The organism is Psychromonas marina, from assembly GCF_030161115.1.
Taxonomy (GTDB): Bacteria; Pseudomonadota; Gammaproteobacteria; order Enterobacterales; family Psychromonadaceae; genus Psychromonas; species Psychromonas marina.
The window spans coordinates 38,383-60,587 of the sequence record NZ_BSPQ01000010.1; the positions used below are offsets into that span (position 1 = coordinate 38,383).

1 protein-coding gene (running past one end of the window) is annotated in these 22,205 nt (G+C 41.0%); it reads left to right on the plus strand.

Annotated features, from left to right (window positions below):
- Positions 1 to 22,205: the 5' portion of a DUF4347 domain-containing protein gene (locus QQK09_RS11205; protein WP_284204230.1), read on the plus strand. Its footprint extends 16,030 nt past the window's final position; only the first 22,205 of its 38,235 coding nucleotides appear in the window; its start codon is at positions 1 to 3; its stop codon lies beyond the right edge, outside the window.

Sequence of the window (22,205 nt, forward strand, 5' to 3'; positions counted from 1 at the left end):
ATGTCAGCTATTTTATACCGTCTATTTAGATCTCGTTACGATAAGTTACAGAACTTACGTCAATACCTGTGGAATAGAAAAGTGATGACTGCGCGTCGACGTAATACGTATCTGATGGAGCAGATGGAAAATCGCTATTTGCTCTCAGCAGATGCGGCTCCATTAGCGTTAAGCGCTGAATTGCTTAATGACGAGTTGATGATAGAGCAACTGATTGATGCGGGGCTAGCAGAAGCCAGTAACAAACAAGAGTTACAGTTGGTTCGCCAACATGATTATGATGTTGATAATCATGTTGATAATGATATCGGCAATGAAACCAGTCCAGACCTAATCACTGCAACTACGACCTCTTTTAACACCGCATCTTCAGACCTAACTTCTACGACTACGCTCCAACCTGCTGACCTTGACCTTTACGCTTCTAATCCGAATCAACGATTCACAACCGAATTACTTTCAAATGAACAATTAAGCAGCGATGAATTAGATCAATTAATCACTGATCAAGAGAGTAGCGTTGCACAGATTTTAGGTGAGCAAACGGTTTCAATTTCAACTGAGGCTGAAACAGAAACAAGTCAGGTAAATCCAGAGCTAAGTATAGCGCCAGAGGCCAATACAGTAGAGGTTGAAGCACAAGGCTCGCAGGCCAATACAATTCAACATATTCAACAATTAAATGGCCACCAGTTTGTCGTTATTGACCGCTCAGTTGAAGATTATCGTGCACTGCTAAGCACCTTTATGGGGGATGCCGCTGATGAGTTAGAGTGGCACTCAGAAGCTACTAGTTCTGGTAATGCGTTAGTTGCAGAATGGTTTCCAAGTGAAAAAGATAGCGCACTTCAAAATGTCACTCAAAGTACGGATGGTGAAAACAGTAGCGATGAGCATCTTTATGAACGTCCACAGGCACAACGCGTCACGGTTGTATTATTGGATGGTGAAGGTGACGGAATTAAGCAGTTAGCGGAGTTATTAGACGATTACGAAGAGGTATCTGCATTACATATTTTATCGCATGGTGCAGCTGGTTTAATGCGTATGGGGACGGCAAGTTTAGGTAGTTACTCCTTAGAGCGTTACCGTCAGCAACTTGAAGCTTGGGGCCGAGCATTAAAAGCCGATGGCGATATATTAATCTACGGCTGTAATATTGCCGAGGGTGAAGTCGGCATTAGTTTTGTGGATCGATTAGCGGGTGTTACCGAAGCTGATATTGCAGCTTCTGATGACTTGACTGGTAATAGTTTCATTGGTGGCGATTGGATTCTAGAGTCCGAATCTGGTTATATCACGCATCAACTCGACATTATGTCTACGGAACAGTTAGCTTTTGCGGCTAATGATCCAAGGTTTGAGGGGCTATTAGCTGCAGATGAACCTCAAAATGTCGCGGTAGTAAATAACAAATTAGTTATTACCAGTGCTCACCTTACTAATGGTCAGATGATTCACCCTGAAAATGGAACCGTTGTTGTTAATGCCTCTGATACGATTGTCGATTTAAAGGCTTTTACCAATGCATCAATTGTATTAAAAGAAGTGGCCGCAAAGCTGCGTATGGATATTACTGCTAACGGTAAAACGGTAACCATTGAATTTGAACAAGGAAAAGAGCTCAAGGGGATAATTGTTGATGATAGTACGACAATTACGCTTCAATCGCGCTTGGAAAGTCTTGATGTAAGCGCTATCAATCAAGTGTCAGTTGCACTTGGTCAACTTAAAACCTCTTCATCAGAAGGTACTACGCCAACCAAAGCGATAGAAAACGTTGCAAAAGCAGGTGTCGGTTCCACTACAAATACGGCAGGTGTAGAACTTAGTTTATTAGCAGGGAAAAATGTTGCTGTTATTCTTGATGGTGGTTCATTGGGAGTGCTTGAAGCTGGATCAATAGCGAGTTCATCGGACAATGTTGCTTTACTGATTGCTAAAGGTGGTTTGTTAAGTGAACTTGATTTACTAGGTGATCCTGATTTATCGGTTCATTTTTTGGATGATATTGATGGCCGTGTCACGCAAGTAGGCACTACTAGCGAATATAAAATCACCGTTGATGGTAATAAAGAGGGGGTTCAACAAGCTTTCAGCCTGAGTCATCTTGCATATTTTAATGCAGATGGTGGTAATAATATTGTTCAGATCTCACAAAGAGCTGGTGAAACGAGCACTATTTTTACTGGAGCAGGTAGTGACGTCATTCGTAGTAGCAGCGGTAATGACAGGATGGAGGGGGGTGACGGAAATGATATTTATACCTTCCTGCCTGGATGGGGGACTGATACCGTTATTGAAACTAACCCCTCGGGTAAAGCTGATAGCGTCGATTTTAGTGCGATAAGCAATGCTTTGGAAATAGAAATACAACGTTCAATCGTTATTTCCGGTAGCGCTACAAACCCTTCTGGTTCACAACCACTTGGCATCAAGATAACGGATAATGCTAATTCTGCTAGTGGGGCATTCATTGAAACAATAATTCCTGGTAGTGGGGCAAATACTTACACTGTCTATGACCATTGGGCTTATCAAAAAAGCGGTGGCAGTAATGGTAAGGTTAAAATTGCAGATGAAAGTTTTTCAGACACGGCTAAACAGATATCCACGCTTGATTTGAGCAATATTACGCATGACTTAGTGATTAAGCTTGAGGAAAATGGTCATGTAACCGTCACTGCTTTTGATGACACAACCGGTTACACCTATACGCTAGATGCTTGGGGCATTAAGGATATTAAAACTGGGCAAGGTAAAAACGTTTATCAAATTTATAATGAGAATGCTTTGCTTGGGCATATCATTAAAAACGATTCGCCAATCGTACCTGCCAACTATGAAAATATCTTAGATTATTCAGAATTCACTGCAGATGTTGATTTTAATGTCCTATCAATTAATGATGCGCAATTAACCTATGCAACAGGTTTAAATTATGCAACGCAGTTAACGAAGGAATCTTATGAGATTAGCTTAGCGGCAGTTAATGCCGATGAAGCTCTTATTTTTGAATTAGCAGCAGGAAAAACCACCAGTATTACAAGTGTTGATTTTACTAACCAAGATACGGCCAATCTATTCGCAAAACAGTTACAACAAGCGCTGAATATTGTTGCTAATGGCGAATCGATTATATCGGTTGAAATTACCAATAGCATTTTGACGTTAACGGTAGAGTCATTAAATAACACATCCAGTATTGTTACTGCCTTCAAAATGAATGATGTTTCCGCCAATAAGACAAATCGCAGCATGGTTCAATATCAGAATCAGCATGATATACAAATTAATTCTATCATCGGCGCTAATGGTCAAACGCTTATCAGTGGCGGTGGGGCAACATTTCAATATGCATTATCCTCCTTTATAAATAGTGCTGAACAACGTTCACACGCACTTGTTATTACAGAAATGGGCTATGCACAGGGCGAAGCGATTGGGTCTGGTTTTAGCCAAGGGGACGTTATTTCGATTAATGGACCACTAACCGATAATCCTGCTGATATTGATACCAGTAAAATTAAAAACGGCATTATGTTATTCGCTAATCTAAAAGCCAATAATATAACCTTAGGTTCAGGAGATGATACGCTAATCGCCAATATCGGTAACGATATTGTTGCTGGTGGTAAGGGTGACGACACTTACATCTTTGCTGATAATTGGGGGCAAGATACTCTCCATGAATTGAAAGATGGTGGAACGGATACGGTTGATTTTACTCGTGTAAGCGATGATTTATCATGGGTTCTTTCCGGAGGTGGATTGACTTCTGGAACGGGTGACCTGACCTGGACTGATGGTATCTCTCCGGATCAATTAATTGGTACGCAGCAGTCAGATGGAGATGTTAAAGCAACATTTGATTCAGGTGCAAATACGCTCACTGTATCCGACACAGAATTTGATTACCTTGAAAATATTGTTGTTGGTACTGGTGCTCAAAACTTCTATTTTGGAGACGATTGGGGTCCTTCAGATGGTAAAGTGGCCGCTAAAATACCAGAGTGGATTCGTGGCTTTGTTTCCGATGCTGATCGCCCTTTAAACATTAACACTGCTGCCGCTTCTAATGCTAATCAAGCCATTATTATCGATTTTAGAGATTCGACTAAAGCATTGAAGTTTGAATTTAACAATAAGGTAGATGCTGATGGTAATGCTTATACAAGTTTAAAAGTGACAATAGGGTCTAATGGACTCAATCCAGTTATTTTCTCACATATAGATGCCAATACAGTTATTTATGGCGGTCGCAACGATAATCTTTTCAAAGTGAATGGTGAAGCGAGCTTTGCCGGTACTTTGATTGGTGGAGAAGGATTGCGTTCAAATTCAAACATTGGCACAAGTTTATTCAATCTTTCAAAAATAGTTGATTTGGCACTTACACCTATTACAGGTGAAGGTCCGTCGTTACTGGATTTCCTTAACTTAACGATACCTAATTTTACTGCTATTAATACCATAGATTTCTCTAATGCAATTGCAGATCCTACTTCCGCAGGTTGGAAAACTGCCGCGCAAAGTTTAATTAACGTTGCGAGCTTAATGGAGAGTAAAACAAACAGCGTTGTTATTAATGAAACCGTTAAAGGTACTGCAGATGTTTCTGGTGTTCAGACAATCTCTAGTAAATTATCCAGTGGCAGTTTTTATCTGACATATGGCGATTCAACCAGTGGAGAAATTCAGCATGATGCTACCGGATTAGAAGTGCAAAATGCAATTAAAGAGCTGGTTGGCATCACCGACGTTATTGTCATTGAAGGAGCCTCTGATCAGTTTCAAAAAGTTTGGACTGTCACATTTAAAGATCCAATGGAATTTCCTAAAAATGGGCTAAAGGTTGTTTTTAAAGATATTGAAGTCGCCATTACTCAAGAGAGAGTTGATTCCGCAGATCCTGCTATCGCTAAGCCACAAATCCAAACGATATCAAGTCAACTAAATGACAGCGAAACCTTCCGTTTAGCGGTAGGTGGCAATACAACCGTTACCTTGAAAAATACGACCACAGCCTTGGAAATGGAAACGGCTATCAACAAAGCGCTAGGTACCCCCACTCTAAATTTCTCAGCGGTATCTGTTGAAAAAGTTGGCAATGGAATCTGGGAGGTTACGATTGATGGTAACTCCCCTGAGATTCAAAGTATTGTTGCAGCTGCAGATTACAGTCAAACATTACCTGGCTTCACTGGCACAATTAAGAATATCAGTAATATAAACTACGGCGCCGGTGCTAACTTTATGCTCGGTAGCAATATCAGTTTTTCAACAGAAGACGCCAAACAAATTTACGATGTGTTCAGGTCTAATGATTCTTTGAGCGGTAAAGTTGATGCGATTAAAGCGATTATTAGCGCGGCAGTAGGTTCTATCTCTTTTGGTGGAAATACGTTTGCGGTAACAGGTAATATTATTGCCAATGCGCTGGGTGTCGATGGTGACTCCACAACTGGACAGGCGGTTGCCAATTATCTGATCAAAAAACTAACTGGTGATGTACTTGCACCTGGTATCCACGTGATGTCTGGTTTGACCGGCGGTGATACCTACAAGTTTAGTGGAAACTGGGGTGTTGGCATTGTTGCAGAAATTCCTGATATCAAAATTGATGGCGTAGCCCCTGGTTTTTATGACACCTTAGATTTGTCTGGTGTTGACTCTGATATGCAGATTGATATTTATGAAATTTCTTCTGATAATTTAGATGAATTTGTGGATCTGTTTCATGGCCTACAAAATGCGGATGGAACAGAGCCTACCGATGCTCCGTTTGCGATTGGCAGTAATATCATCATGGCTCGTAGCCTTGGTTTTGATGGCCTTTTAGGTAGCCTCGTTCCAAGTGATATTCCATTAGGTAATTATATTTTTGCGAATGGTATTGAGAACTTAATTGGCGGCAAGAAAAATAATGTCATTACATTCCATGGTAGCGCTACTTTACCAGGAACCTTAGCCGCTTCGGGTAAATTGTTTGTAGATTATTATCAATCATCGGTCGCTGCAAATGTGAATGGAGCAGAATTTCAATTTGAACTTCACCCTGAGCTAGATCTTGCTAAAGAACTCGGTCTTCCTGCTGGTACATTTGGTACGATTCCAGCTGCGGAATTGATTTTTGGAAGTGCAACCGGAATTGATGGAAACCGTCTATTAGGTGTCGATGAATGGTTAGGTTTAAGTGGGCTAACAACTCAGTTTGCGGTCACCAACCTAAGCGGTGCTTATGACAGTCCATTTGATGATATATTAAAAGGTAATCATGGCGATAACACCTTCGTGCTTGGTGCTGGAGGAACAGATACGGTTATCGGTGATGGTGATCCCGACTCATTTTCTTTCTTAGAAACCAGAAAAGCAGATTCAGATACCGTCATATTTTCTAATAGCTCAACGGGCGTAGTTGCTGATCTTAATAAAAATAAAGCTTGGTTAGTTGCAAATGCGAATGATGGTACCCAACCAGCAAATGCAAGCGTAACTCAAACACAAAATATCCTTGAAAAACAACACTTGGAAATATTTGGACTTAGTGGCGATATAACCCTAGGTTTTGGAACGGATACGACAACCTTTTCTATTTTAGGCTTAACGGCCGCTACTATTGAAACAAAGTTAAATTCACTGACATCTATCACCACAGCAGGTGGTGTGACTGTTGCGCCTGATTTACTTTCGGGTTATGTGATTACTTTTGATGATGTAGGTGATCGTGAAGCAATTATGGTTGATGATAGTGCTGTTGTTGGAATATCTATTACAGAAACATTAGCGGGTGTTGACTTGACTAGTCCTGCGACTCAGTTGCTGCAGTTGGCGATGGGGTCGGCTGGCACATTTACATTAACCTTACCTGATGGGGTTAATCCTTCTGTAACAACGACTGCTTTGAATGCCGCAACACTTGACCTAGTGACATTACAAACAGCCATAGATGATGCCTATGGCGATCTAGTTTCTGCTGCCACGATCAGTGTCATGGGAGATTTAGCAACGGGCTTTACATTATCCTTTGTGGAAGACGGTGTTCAGGCTTTAGTTACTTATACTGATATCAGTCTAGAAAAATCACTGCTTGAAGAAACCTTCAAAGGTAATCAAAACAGTATAGAGATTCAAGTTGACGCGGATGGTGGTATTTTTGCGTTGCAATACGGTGCTGAAACCACCAATGCCATGGGCTGGCCTGCAACATCATCCATGATTGAAACTGCTCTGGAAAGCCTTACTAACATAACCGATGTCGCGGTGACCATTACTGGAAATATTATTCAAATATACATTGCTGATGCACTAAAAAATGGCGATGATTTTTATACCATGGATATGATCCATGAAAATGTTGAAATAAAAAGTAGCGGGATAACGCTTCATAGGTCCAATGGCGGTTCAAGCTTGAGCCAAGAAACCTATATTTTGAACGTTGTGCAGAATACAACGGGTACATTTAAACTCCAGTTGCCTATTATTAACCCTTCTGATTTATTGTCACCGACACCTACGACGGATGTTATCGATATTGCTACGCTTGATGAGGCTACATTTCAAGCGGCTATTGATACTGCTTACGGGGATACAACCCCAAGGGCTACTATTATTGTTTCTGGCAATCTTACAAGCGGTTTTACACTTACCTTTGCAGAGTTCAATATCACCGGTTATAAGCGTACCAATGTAGAAATATTAGAAAATAACGCCTCCGATGAAACGATTGCGATTGGCTCTTTAATCAAGTCTGCGGATACTGGCCAAAACGTCACCATGGAATCGATTGAGAATTTAGGTGGCGGACGTTTAAATGACTTGTTAATTGGTAACAACCAAAAAAATACATTCGTTTTTGATGATTCTCTTAAAGACAGTGATGGAAATGTCGTTGGTTTTGGTACTGATATTGTTATTGGTGGAGATGGAGAAGACACGTTAGATTTTTCAAAAATAAAAGGAGATATTACTGAGCAACAAATTTCTGAAAACCTTCGAGTAATAACCATACTCAATGAATCAGTCACTAGCACTATTATTGCCCAAGGCATCGAAAAAATAATTACCCCTAAGAGCATTTACAACGTTTCATTCTTACGTGTTGAGTTGGATGCAGAAAAAGGCATTACAGATATACCAACCAAGGCTTCAACAAGTGCCTTAAGTGTTGCTGCGATTGGAACGGCTAACCCTTTAGTGCAGGCGCAAAGCTCAGATACAGATGACCTATGGGCGGAAGCGAAAAATCGATGGATTACTGCGGGGGTGTCTAGTGCCATTGTTGATGCCTTAGACTACCAATTTGATGACCTATCTACCTATTCTCCAACCTTGATTGCGAACTCTTCAACAGACTTAATTACGCTTGATGATACTGCTGCTGGTTATGGTTGGTTTATCGACCTGACCGAGAGTTTCGACGATGAATTTGATGCTAACGGGGTTGCGAACGCGGGTAATGATGCTGAAACTGGCATAGATTTGCTGACCGTCATGTTGCATGAAATTGGTCATACACTTGGCTTAGAGCATACCGACTCTGGTTTATTAGCCAGCCAAATCAATAAGGGGGTGCGTTACGATTTAACGGGAATAGACGCAAGCCTATTACCTTTATTAACGGCAACGACTAATTCAAGTCAATTATCAATAGGCTTAGATGCATTTGCCGACTGGAGTAATAACCTTGGCAACCAAATTGACGGTTACCTCGATGGCTTTAAAATACCTATTATTGGTTTAAGTGCGGTTGATTTATTTGGTGGATCCATTGTTGGTGATGCATTGGACAGTACTTTTATTGGTAATAAGGTCGATCTGATTAAGACCGCTACAGATAGCTTTTTCACTTCAGCTGCGCCTGGTGCATCGATAGATGAACTGATTGATTATTTGAATACAAACAGCGACAGTGATTATTCATTTGTAAGAAGTACAGGTGGAGGAACCAGTGAGATAGGTGTCACGCTTAAACTTGCGGAAGAAACACTGAGCTTGAGTTCATTCGGCGAAGATGGTTTGTCCTTTGATCTTGCTGAGTTGGGGATAGATTTACCTATTCCAAAATTTAACCTACCACTAGATTTTAGTTTTGATGCAGGCGTCCATGATTTCGATTTCACGGCGGGTATCGACCTTGATTTTGCCTTTGGTATTGATGCTGATGGTGCGTTCTATGTGACCAATATCGGCGTAGAGGGAACGCTTGAAGTTGGGGGCGGGCTCAATAATGTCAGTGCCGTTGATGAAGCTACTCGCACTGTTACTGTAGAAGGAGAAGTTGAAGATTACGCAGTTGGGGAGATGCTTTTCTGGGATGGCGTTTCCGGTAATAGCGGTTATTACACCATCGAAGAGATTAGAGTTAATGAATCTGATCAAGTCGAGTTGATCTTCGAAGAGGAGATAAGCGTTGACTTAGAAGGCGTTTTTGGTTCATTACAGCGTACCTTTGATATGAGCGTTAGCTTAGGGCCTATAGGACTTACTGCAGAAAATGCGGTTGTGGCAATGGAGGCAAGTTTTGGTATATCTGCAGATGGTACTTTAACCATTTTTGATTTGTTGAACGACTCTACTGGCGCTCGCATTTCTCAACCCAATCTTGATGGAACAGCTGGCTATAGCTTGTTGTTACCCGTGACCCCTAAATTTGATTTACCGGGTATTGAAACCAATACCGGTATTATCTCTGCAAGCAGTGCCGATTTAGGTTCAGATGTTGGAATACTTGAACTGTTTGCGTCTATCCCAACGACGCTTAACGTTGAAGGCATGGAAGACCTTCTAAAACTATCTGGACTTTCTCTAGATATGATTTTAGCTGCACTAGAAGACATGTTTACCGATCTTGTTGGTATCAATGAAGACGTTTGGGTTAACAGCCTGAGTCCAAATGATATTTATGCTGAACGTTATGTTGCAGTACAGATTGGTGGTGCGGATAGTGTGCCATTATACGAAATGCCTGCATCAACCTTAATCGAAACGACAGTATTAAGTGATTTTGAATTGAATGCAAACATCACCTCTGTGCAGGTCAATGATGGTGGTACGGTTCGTACAATCAGTGGATGGAAGGATGTTGCGACAGGTGATGAGCGTTATCTAGGTTATGAAGACTCTGGTACTTTGTATCTTTACGAAGCTGAAATTGATGCTGCTATAGTTTCTGCTGCAGGGTTTGTTTCTCAATTCAGACGAGATGATAGCGATGCTAGTACACGCAACGTATTAAATTCAGATGGGTTAAATATATCGTTAAATAAATATATTAGCGGTGATCCTTCAATCTCCTTCTGGGGAAGAGAAGAGATAGATGCTAATGGTGTTACAGAAGTTGTGGCCTATGAAGAGCATTGGACTCATGTTGCAAGCTACCTAGATAGCCAAGGAACCTTTAGTGAAAATGCAGCGGTCACTGACCTTACTGGTGTAGGTGTTGATCACAGCTTAACCTTAACCAACGGTTTGCTAAAATCTGGTTCGCTTTATCAAAATATTGAAATAATTGATCAGTCAGTGGCAGATTTACTGGGCGATGGTGCTGACTTTGTAGAGAAGTTAGGTGCTGCAATTAGTGATACTAGAGCATTTTTGAATGCGACGGATGGCGCTGGGATAGGTGAACTTGCAGATAAACTAAATCAGGAATTACAAGGTGCATTTGGTCTCGGTAGTGACTTTACGCCATTGAGTTTTGGTTATGCTAATTCTACCTTCACAGCTGATTTTGATCTCGCTTATGAATATACAGACGAGCTAGAGCTTACCTTTGACCTTGAAGATTTAGGGCTTGGTGATGCGTTTGATATCACGCCTCTAACTGCTGAAGCCAGTACCAATATTGATCTTCGTGCTTATGCAGAACTTACCGCCGGAATTGGTTTTGACTTATCTAATGTTTTTGCTCCGGACTTATACCTAGAGTCAACATCAGGGTTTTTCGCAGGCGTTACTGGGGATGCCTTTGATATCGAAATGTTGCTCGGAATACACAGTGATCTGGGGTTAGGTGATATTGGTTTTATCATTGACGAAGGAAGTATGTCCGTAGATGCAGAATTTGCCATTGGCTTTGATGAGCCGGGTGAACTTGTTGATGGAGATGTTATTTATGATGGTCGGATTGACTTTAGTGACATTGTTGAAGCCTTTATCGTTGAAGGCCAAGCAGATGTGCTAGTTGATTTACCTATGTACTTCCCAATCAAGGCATTACCGATTGGTGGAACAACCTCCGACATAAATAAAGATGGTTATGCTGATAATGTCTTACATTTTGATGCAGGGGCAAGCATCTCTTTAGAAGATGGCTTTGATTTTAATGGCATAAATTATCAAGTACCTGAATTCAAAATGGATTTTGGTGGCATTGCACTGCTGTATTCACTATTGAATGATCCGCAAGTTGTATTAAGTGGATTAAATGGTTTCTTTAGCGGTATAGACAAAGTTGCAGAGGGTATAGGTAGCATTGAATTGCCTTTAATTGGGGGGGAAGCTTTCGATGATATGGCCGCAAGTTTAAACAGTGTGCGCTCAGCAGTAATGGATGTACGTCTAGCTGTCCCTACAGGTTATGTCACTGATAACGTTATTCCTGATGGCCAGACCATTACGGATGGGAAAGTTAGCCTGACCAACCTTTTAGAGCAAATGATTGATAAAGATGATGGCGTTTTCGATGTGATTGTTAATGCTATCAGAGAGGCGCTATACGAAGGCCTTAAAGACATTAATGATTCATTGTTTGGGTTTGTCGTACCGGTTTTAGATGAATATGGCAATCTTCAATATAGTGAGGATGGAAAAATCATCACTAAACGACCACAAAGTAGTGATGATATACAGTTAACTTTATCTCCTGAAGGTGCGTTATCTTTTAATATTATGTTTGGTGGTGTCCTTGTTGGTGACAAAGTAGAAGTCATTGAAGATGGGGTAGTTACTAGCAGTTATGTTAATCCCGAAGATATTGCTATTGATTTCTCTGTTGGCCTGGAAGGTCTTAATTTAGATGTTGATGCCAAAATACAAGTTGCTCTTGATTATCTAATGGGCATTGGATTAGGTATTGATGGCGGTGGTATTTATCTTGATACCAGTGGGATTAATAGTGAAGGGGAGGAGATCACTCTTGACCTTAAAGCCAATTTTACCACGGAGAATGATGGTTCAACTTTTGCTTATGAAGCGGGTACTGATTATACCGACCCTGATCTACTAGCTAATCATACTTCAGTCAGCGCTACCCTCGGTTTTCTCACCATGGATCTATATGGTGAAGCGGGCATTAATGGTCATCTAGGGCTTGATATTAAAGATGCGGATGGTGACGGAAAATGGAGAGGTGAAGGTATCTCCTTGGGACTCAATGCGAGTGCGGTTGCATATGCTGATGTATTTGCCGTTGCAGCGACAACCGCCGGCGCTATTTTACCATCGATGAATACCTTTATTGAATATGATCAGGTTTTGGGTAATGCAACGTGGTCTAGTAACAATGGTTTTAATTTTGAAACGGGTCTGCCAGAAGTTGTGTTAAGGGATGTAACCCTTGATGCAGGCTCTATTATGGATAGCTTTTTGGGTGACTCACTCAAAATTATCAAAGATATTATTGACCCGCTGCGTCCCGTAGTCGATTTATTAACAATGGAGCTTGATTTAGGCTTCACAACCATGCAATTTTTAGATTTAGCTTATCTAAAATTACCAGCAGAAGTGGTTGATACTGCTAAAAAAGTATTGGCTGTATTAAAGTCAACCATCGAGTTTATTGATTCAGTTGATGGGATGGGCGGTACGCTTAATTTTGGTGATTTTTATCTCACAGAAGCATTCCTTATGGCTAAGGACTCTCAAGTCTCTGCAGAAGATACTAAAAAATCAGATGGTAGCCAGAAGTCAACGGCGAGTGGTGGAGAAGGTTCAAGTTCTGTTGCTGCTGGGCCAGATCAGAAAGGATTAGACAAAAATACCGCAGGGCCTGGTGTTACGCTTAATGATACAAGACGTTTCCGTTTACCTATTCTTGAAGATCCTGCATCTGCATTGGGTTTATTAACAGGTAAAACAGTTGATTTGTTCTGGTATGACTTACCTGATCTTGATCTCGAATTTTTATACAGTAAATCTTACCCAATTTATCCTGGTTTGAATGCCATCATAGGTGGCTCGATTGGCGTAGAAACTAATTTTGACTTTGGTTTTGATACCAGTGGTTTCATCGAATTCCAACAATCTGACTACGATCCATCACAAGCTTGGCGCATCATGAATGGTTTCTATCTCGATGATCACGGCGCTGAGAATACAGCCGGTGATTTGGATGAGGTTACCCTGACGGCACAAATTTTTGCAGGCCTATCATTGGGCCTTGGCGGCTTTGTAGAAGCTGGGATTATTGGTGGTATCGAAGCTGTTATTGGCTTTGATTTGAATGATAAATTAACCGAGTTTGAAGATGGTAATCCGATTGGTGACGGTAAGTTATACGGCGCAGAGTTAATTGAGCGTATCACTCACGGACCGCAGTGTCTATTTGATGTTCACGGACAGTTAGCACTGTTTATAGAAGCATTCTTGTGGGTAGGCATTGAGACTCCTTTTGCAACTATTACTATTTTTGAAGCAAGAGATCGATTTGTAGAAGAAGTCATTGCATCCTTTGAATGGGAGTGTGTACACACATCTCCCGAACATCTGACTCGTTATGATGCGGCTAGCAAGGAGTTAACGCTTGAGTATTGGGGGGATGATTCTGATGTAGCTAATGCCTTTACTGTTCAAGGACTTGATCGTGATACGCCTTGGACAATTGAATCTTTATTCAAGCTCGGCATGCTTGATTTTGATTATTACACAAGTTCAGAGCTAGCAACGTTGTCGACAACATTATTAGGCCTTACAAATGGTAATGATGAAGATATTATCATTGTCAGCACAGGGCAGCGTGTTGAAGTTTATGGTGCTAATGCAGTTAATACATTAAAAGTTAAAGGCACTGGTAATCAAGATTCTTACCGAATCAGCAAACTCGATGGAATTATAAATAGTATTGATTTTGCAGACTTAGGTGATGGTAATGATGTTGTTGAAATCAATCTGAATGGTAAAGCTGATATCAATACATCGACCCTCTCAGCAGGTGTCTTTCAGCCACAAATTACGCCACTCAATATCTTCATTAATGGTGGTTTAGGGCACGATACGATCGTTATTAATGCCGGTGATAGCGGCGATACGGTAGGTAATATCATACTCAAAGGGGATTCTGGAGACGATATTATCTCTGTTGATTCCACTATCAAAGCCGATATTATGATGATTGGTGATGAGGGGAACGATAGCTTATACCTTGATGGTGAAGATGTTGGTTATAAAAGCTTTGTTGCACTTGCGGGAACCGGTAATGATTCGATCTTTAGTGGTGCCGCTGACGATATTATTTTTGCTGATGACACGATAACTACGGTTAATGCAATCACTCTTTTAAATTTAGCCGCCGCTGGCATTGATATGTCTAATGCAGCAGAGAGAGCAGCGGTTTATGCACTTGTTTTACAAGAGAGCAATAAGCGTGGTGGTATGGATACGATTGCCACTTATGGTGGCGCAGACTTTATTGATTCAGGTGATGAAACCGTTGCTCCGACAACGACTGCTGGCATAATCAGTTCCTATTACAAACCCGATGGCACACCTTTTGACAGTAGTAGATATGATGCTGACACTGGGCTTGTGACGTTGACTACAACAGAAATTCTGGAAGAAGATTTCAAGCTACAAAATGTACATGGTGATGTCATTATGGGCGGAAGTGGCGATGATATTATTTATGCAGGTTCGGGAAACGATCAAATTTCTGGTGGCTCAGGTGAAAATGAGGTGCATGCAGGCGAAGGTGATGATCTTATTGATGCACGTGAAAGTACCGGTAGTTTTTACGGTGAGGCAGGCGAAGATACTATTCTTTGGAACTACGTTGCGGGCAGTAATATTATTGTCGATGGTGGTGCAGATGCAGATATTCTGAGTGCCATACTGAACGACAATGCAAATGAAGTTACTTTGGCTAAAGACATCGCTAGTACAGCTGCTGTGTTAAGTGTTCGTGATGATAAAACTAACCCCGACGTTGCTTTTGATAAAATCACGCTGACCAATGTAGAAAGCTTAACACTAGAGTTAAAAGCCGGTGATGATGATTTGCACATTAGTGATTTAATCGATACCGACTTATTAGTCGTGGACGTAGATGCGGGTTCTGAACTTGAAACAATGTGGCAGGCTGATTCGGGTGAAGGAAAAACCCAAGCTGTGACTCGAGCAGATAATCACTTGCAATATGTTCCTATCATCCCCGCTAGCGCGACTAATATCAGCATTAATTATTTGGGTGCGAGCGTTGATATTGCTGATAATTCAGAACAGAGTATTACTGATGGGCTTAAACTGCTTGTAGGTATTGCTGAAAACAAGCTTTCGTCAAGTGATTTGGCCCTTAGCTCGTTAACCCATCTTGGTAAACAGCGCCTATTATTGAACCTTGATGAGTTTGGTTTTATTGCTGACAATCAGGCAAATTATGCTTTATTAACGGTTGAGTATACAGATAACCAAGGTGATCATAGCGTATATGCAGATTCAGCCGTCACCACCAGTGATAGTATGGATGCCAGACAGGGAGAATATTTCTACCGTGTTTCTCTAGAAAGTGGTATTTACTCATTTGATCCAGTTACTTCAGAGCCTATTCTTGATGATATTTATATTCCGGCAACTCAAGTTGTAGGTAACGATACGCAAGAAATTAGCCTTGAAAGGGGCTTAGATAGAGTAACTCTATTTTATGGTTATAACACTGCAGCGATAGACAGTGGTCTGATCAACAACCTTGAAAATACAGAGTTTAATAATGTTGTAACCCTCTACAGTTGGATGACAGCGGCAGAGGTCGCTACGGCTATTAATGACGCCCTTGATAATGTCAGTGTGTCTGTATCATCAACAGATGCTGGTGAAACGGGCTCTCCTTGGGTTATACAAATTGACTCAGCGGGCGCGAAACAATTTGCTTATCATTATCAGCAACAAGCTTATTCAGGACAAGAATATAAAGAAGCAGATTCAAGTGACTTAGCTGCATTTTTACGTATTGCAGAAGCCGATGCCGGTGTATGGGATTATGCTTTTAATAGCGATGGTACGCCATCATTAATCCTTGAAACAGCGATGATAGACAGTCAGTTAATTTGGTCTGATTGGATGAAAACAGCAGCTCTACAAATGGGTACAGAGCAAGTCAACTTGTTACCCGTTCACGAAAAAATTGTGGCTGCATTAGATACTGCTGACTTAACTGGAAAAGCTGTTGATTGGAGTGCTGCTACGAATGCATTACTTACAATCATCAGTAGTTTTGAAAATTCACCACAGGTTAAATTAGTGGTTAGTACCCAAGATGGTTTGCCGGTATGGAGTCTGACCGAAACGCAACAGGCATCGCCATCGAATACCTATCACTTCACTGATTCTATTATCTCAATCGGTGAATCCGTTCATATTTTCTATAACGGACTCTACAAAACAATTAACTTCGATGATGTCTCTCTGAGCAAAGATCAGGAGTCTCGTCATATTGTTGTTGATAGTAATAGCGATAATTATAATGCTGAACTGGTTAACGCAGTTGCTAAACAGGTTAAAGCATTAACCGGGTTTGATGCACAAGTTAGCTATATTGCAGATGAATGGAAAATAGTCGTTGCTGGCTCACTCGAAGCTAGCTTGCAATTAACTACTAGTGTTGATTTTGAACCTTTAAGTAGCCTAACGGCCAGTGAAGGACAAAATGCATTATATGTTGGTGAAGAAACAGGTGTATTAAGCGATGTCCGTTTCAGCTTAGAGCATAATAATGTGCTTGATGGTAGCATCGATATATTCTCTACTATCAAGTCATCTTTTGTTATTAGTGCAACAACCACTAAACAACAGTTATTAGATGCTATTGGCACACTTTCTGGTGTAACCATTGAAGTGCTAGCTGATGACCTAAGTGCTACAGATTGGACGCTGATTGTGTCTGATGCAGACCTTACGGATGGGGTTAGTATTGGTCTTCAGGCTGAATCTAGTCGTACCTCTCAACCCTTGGTATTGATTTCTCAATGGCAAGAAGGGACTTTGTTGGGTGAAAATGCACAAGTAGAAACGCTATTAAATGGTAGTAAGTTAATACTTCCGAATATTAATAGTGCCAGTAATTTTGCCCTTGAAATTGTTGGAGGAGCAACCACTGCGGTGTCTTTAGATAGCAGTAATATTACGACAACTAAATCATCAATAGCGGCCGCGTTGGGCTTAAATGAGGCGAACTTTACGCTGACTTATAACAACTCGAATTGGAACATTGATTTTGGCGCCAATCCGGCACTCAATGTTATTTTACATTACGACTTAATAGGGCTATCCGGTCAAACGGAAAAACTAGTATTAGGATCGAATAGCACTACGCCACAATTAGATAATACTCGCCTATTTTTTGAAAACATGTCTACCGCAAGTGCCATAAATTTTGGAGGCGCACACATTGATTTATCTGATGGTTTAACTGCGGCTGAATTTGCAAACGCAGTAAGCACTATTGATGAAGCTGATATTGTTGTTACAGCGGGGCAAAATGGCAACAAAACAGGCTGGATTGTTGATTTTCAAGGCGTAGTTGCACCAGACTTAACCGTGCAATATACATTTAATAATGGTAACAATTCTGGTAGCAAACAACTTGAACAGATGGAGCTGGATTATTCTCAGCAGTTATTATCAATTCCGCTAGGTTTCGAGCAAGTTAAGGTAAGTTATAACGGTGCAACTGCGATTGTTGACCTGACTGCCTACCAATTAGATGGAACAGAAACTGAGTCGGATTATCCCATTCAATATACCGCGGATGATCTGAGTAGTTTATTCACCGGTATTTCAGTGTTGGAAGCGGCGAGTATCAATGCAGTGATTAGTTCGGATCCTGAAGGCTTCATACAATTTACTATTATCATGCCAACCGGACAAACAGAATATTTTGCAGTTGAAATTACGCCTATTATTATGCCGATGGAAACGGCTGATGTCCAACAATCTGTTGCGGTCAGCAACAGCTTCGCAGTGCCTGTTCCTGCAGATAATACTTATCTTAAATTTGCCTTCACAGCAGGCTTGGTGAACGCTAATGAACTATTAACAATTACCAGTCCAACAGGTGATGGTTCTATAACCCCTGCAACAGTGGCATACCCAACAACGACTCCTGCGATTGATGATGTTATTAAGTTGAGCCTAACTCAGAATGCGAACCTTGTAGAAGTTACCTTTACTTATGATGGGGTTAACTGGACGTCATCAAATGCGAGTTATGCAATAACAGATACCAATACGCAATATGAAATTACGCGTACTTCAGCAGGTTTGTTCGATTTAAATAGTGCAGATTTTTATGCTGGTGCTAACCCATCAACAATGGTTACGCCATTAACAACCGCTTTATTTCAACAGAAATTGCTAGCTTACGCTAACCGTGAGGGGATAGAAGTATCCTCTATTGATGTGTCATTAAATGATGCACAGGATCAATGGGCGATTAGTGTTTATTCAGATGAAACGCTGCAGCTATATTATGACTTTAATGCAGGAGGTGAAGTTAGCGCTGCTCAAAATTTTTCTGAAGTCACTAATAATAGTGTACAAAAAATTGTATTCACCACGCCCGAAGAGGTTGTGCAAATCAATGTGGCGGGAGAAAGTGTTTATCTCTATACAAATGCAACTTCAACAGACATTGAAATAGCGTTAGCTTCTTTATCTGCTGTTTATCAAGCATCTGTAGTGGTAGACGGGAATAGTTGGACCATTACTTTTTATGACCCTCGTGTTGAAAGTCTGGAGGCAGAATATGCCATTTTAACTTGGCAGGTGGTAGATGACAGTATCGATAACATCGCGGTTGCAGAATCACATAAGACCATAGAGCGCCTCGATGATATGGGTATTTGGTCTGTAGAGCGTGATGTCGCCGTTAATAGCAATGATTATGCCGTTTATGGATTTGATGAAAATACTAATAGCGGTGATTTTTTGATTAGTGCGGTACAAGTCATTGAACGTGAAGTGCCTCGAGCATTGTTAAAAGATGTTTGGGATTATAATGAGACAACGGGGGAATTAGAGAAAACCAATGAGCAAGACTGGTTCCTTGATCCACGTCTGGTGACCGATACCAGCGAAGACAATATACGTATAACAGGCTCTGATGCTGATGATTTCTTTATTATAGGAAACCAGATTCTCAATGAAGATAGCGACGATGAAGAGGTGCAATTTGATGTGATGCAAATTAACCATACTCGTGATGCTAATATCCTCAATTCAGGCAGTACCTTAGGTGATGGCGTGGTGATCAATTTACGTTCGATGACGCTGATTGATGGTGGGACCAACGATATTTTAAATATTGATGGTGCCAAAGGTGATGACACGCTCATTGCTGGTTTGGTACCTAATTCACCAGATATCGTTGCTGGTGACGATATATTGCAATCAAAAATTGTTGCAGAGCTAGGGTTAATTGGCGGAGATGATAACGACTGGATTGTTGGTAGTCGTTATGATGATCGCATTGAAATGGGTAGTGGAGAAGATCGCGTTACAGGGAACGAAGGCGAGGATACCTTTATAGGTGATCCATTAAGCAGCGGTGATCTGTTACTTGAGTCTCGCAGCGGTACATTTATTCTTACAAATGATGAGCTTATCATCAAATATACTCAGAAAAAAGCCGATGCAAGCGGTGAAAGTGTTGTTGTTTCAGAGGAAAATGTTGAAGAAAAAGAAGATGTTAGTCTATTTGAAAGCTTTATTTTTTACGGTGGCGCAGAAATCGATAATTTTTCGATTTCAGGTTTTACAAAAAATGCCATCCTTGATGGAACAGAAGGCGGCGATAATTACACAGTGTCACTAACGGGGGAGCTTAGTAAAGCGTCTAATATCCGTATTCTTGACAGTGGCAGCTTGAGTACCGATACGGATACACTGGAATTACAAGGTGGTGGGGAGGACGATACGATTCACTTAGATGTGATTGCCTCTAGCAGTGATTATGAGATTGCCTACACCGCGCTCAGTGTGCCTTTGAAATTTAGCTATAACGGTGAAGAAACCATTGAAATCGATGTTAATTTGGATAATAGCGATGCTGCTTATCTTCTTAATCAACGTAAGGCCATAGAGTCTGCGTTACAGTCTTTAGACAGTATCAGTGATGTTATTGTCAGTGGCGATGGTGTCAATGATCCATGGAAAATTGTGCTAGTCGATGCAGATCAAGACTATCTCGGATTCTACGAGTTATTAAAGGCGAATGACAATACAGAAGTCACTCAGCTTAAAACGGCTATTGTTGAACGTCTAGATAATGGTATAGGGGATGCTTTATTAGCGGGCGCACCTAATGTTGATGCTATGTTTGATAACCCGATCAACCAACAACAGCTATTTTTCTATCGTGGAGATTGGCCTGCAAACTTAGCGGATTTAGCGGGTACTGAATTTACCCTAAATTACAATGGTGCAGAGTCTGAATTTATATTTGATAGCGCAACTCTTCCTGCATCTCAAAGTGCGCAAATTGTTAATTTCCGTCAACAATTAGAAAGTGCTTTACGGGCATTTGATGATGACGCTTCGATTACAGGTACAGGGACAGAACAAGATCCTTGGACCATTAATCTTGTTGGTGCCGCGACCGATCGCCATGACAACTTCTTTACTGTAGAGCTTACTAATGTTGATACTGTAGACGGCTTCTTACAATTTACCGATCCTACTGATATTGCTGATGCTGCAGCTCAAACTAGAGCTTCTGCTGACTTTGGCACGATAGATGAATTCCAACGCGTATCTTACAACTTTACGGTAGAGCAAGTCGAAACGCATGGCCGAGAAGGTAATGATACCTTTATCATCGACGATACTGCAGCTGCTGTAAGCGTATATGGTGATCAAGGTAATGATAGCTTCCTGGTTGGTCGTGTTCTTAAAACCACAACAGTGATTTCTGACGGTAGAGAAGTTGAAATTGTTGATAGTAGCGATGCTAATGATCCTGGCATCACCGCAGGGGTGAGTTATAACGCTTATTTATATGGTGGTTCTGGTGATGACTATTTCGAGGTCAATCATAATGTTGCTGAACTGGAGCTCTATGGTGAATCTGGCGATGATACCTTCTTCCTAAAAGCTCATCTTGAACTTAATCCATCAGCGACCCTTGGCGTTAGTGAAATGGCGGGTGGGAATATTTCTGCGGGAGCTGGAGATGCTGAAGGTGTTATCGATCCAAAAGATAAAGATACCTTAATTGATTATGTTGAAAATAACCGTGTTGAAATCTATGGAGGCAGTGGGTTTGATACGATTGTCATTGCTGGTACCTCTTTTGATGATGAGTTCTATATCTATACTGATGAAGATGATCAACAGTATTTATATGGTGCAGGGATTAAGTTAGAGAACATCGACAGTATTGAAAGGTTGGCACTGGTTACGGGTAGTGGTGACGATAAAATATGGCTTTATGGCCTCGATGAAGGCTTGAGCTTGCTGATTAATTTGGGCTCAGGAGATGATGAAGTTATTATTGGTGGAGAATCTGAATCCTTTGAAGTGACTTACCCTGGCGCCGCAGCAACTTATACAGTGGGTAAAGAAATTACGATTGAAGAGTTGGTCAGCACTCAAACTTATACTGATGCGATCAGTTTGGTAAAACGCGAGTTCGTCTCCGGTGTTGATGATATCAAAATGCAAGATTTGTTTAGAGTCTTCTTTCATAAATGGTTCCCAACAGCCAAAGAAGAAGACGTAATCATTGATAAAGACCATTGGAATTTATTAGAAACGAACCTTGCAACTGCTTTGTATCACTTCCGAGCTGGTATTAATGCCACCAGTGACAGTGATATTTACTCAGGTAATTTTTCCCGTTACGTTAGTCAAACCAATGATATTTTAAATCAATTTTCTTATTTACCAGGACAATATGACCAAAACTCTGCAACTTCAGGTTTGGCTAACATAAGAGCACTGCTCAGCAGTGATCAGTTAGCGCAAATGCCTGATAGATTAGATGTTTCTGGCGTTCA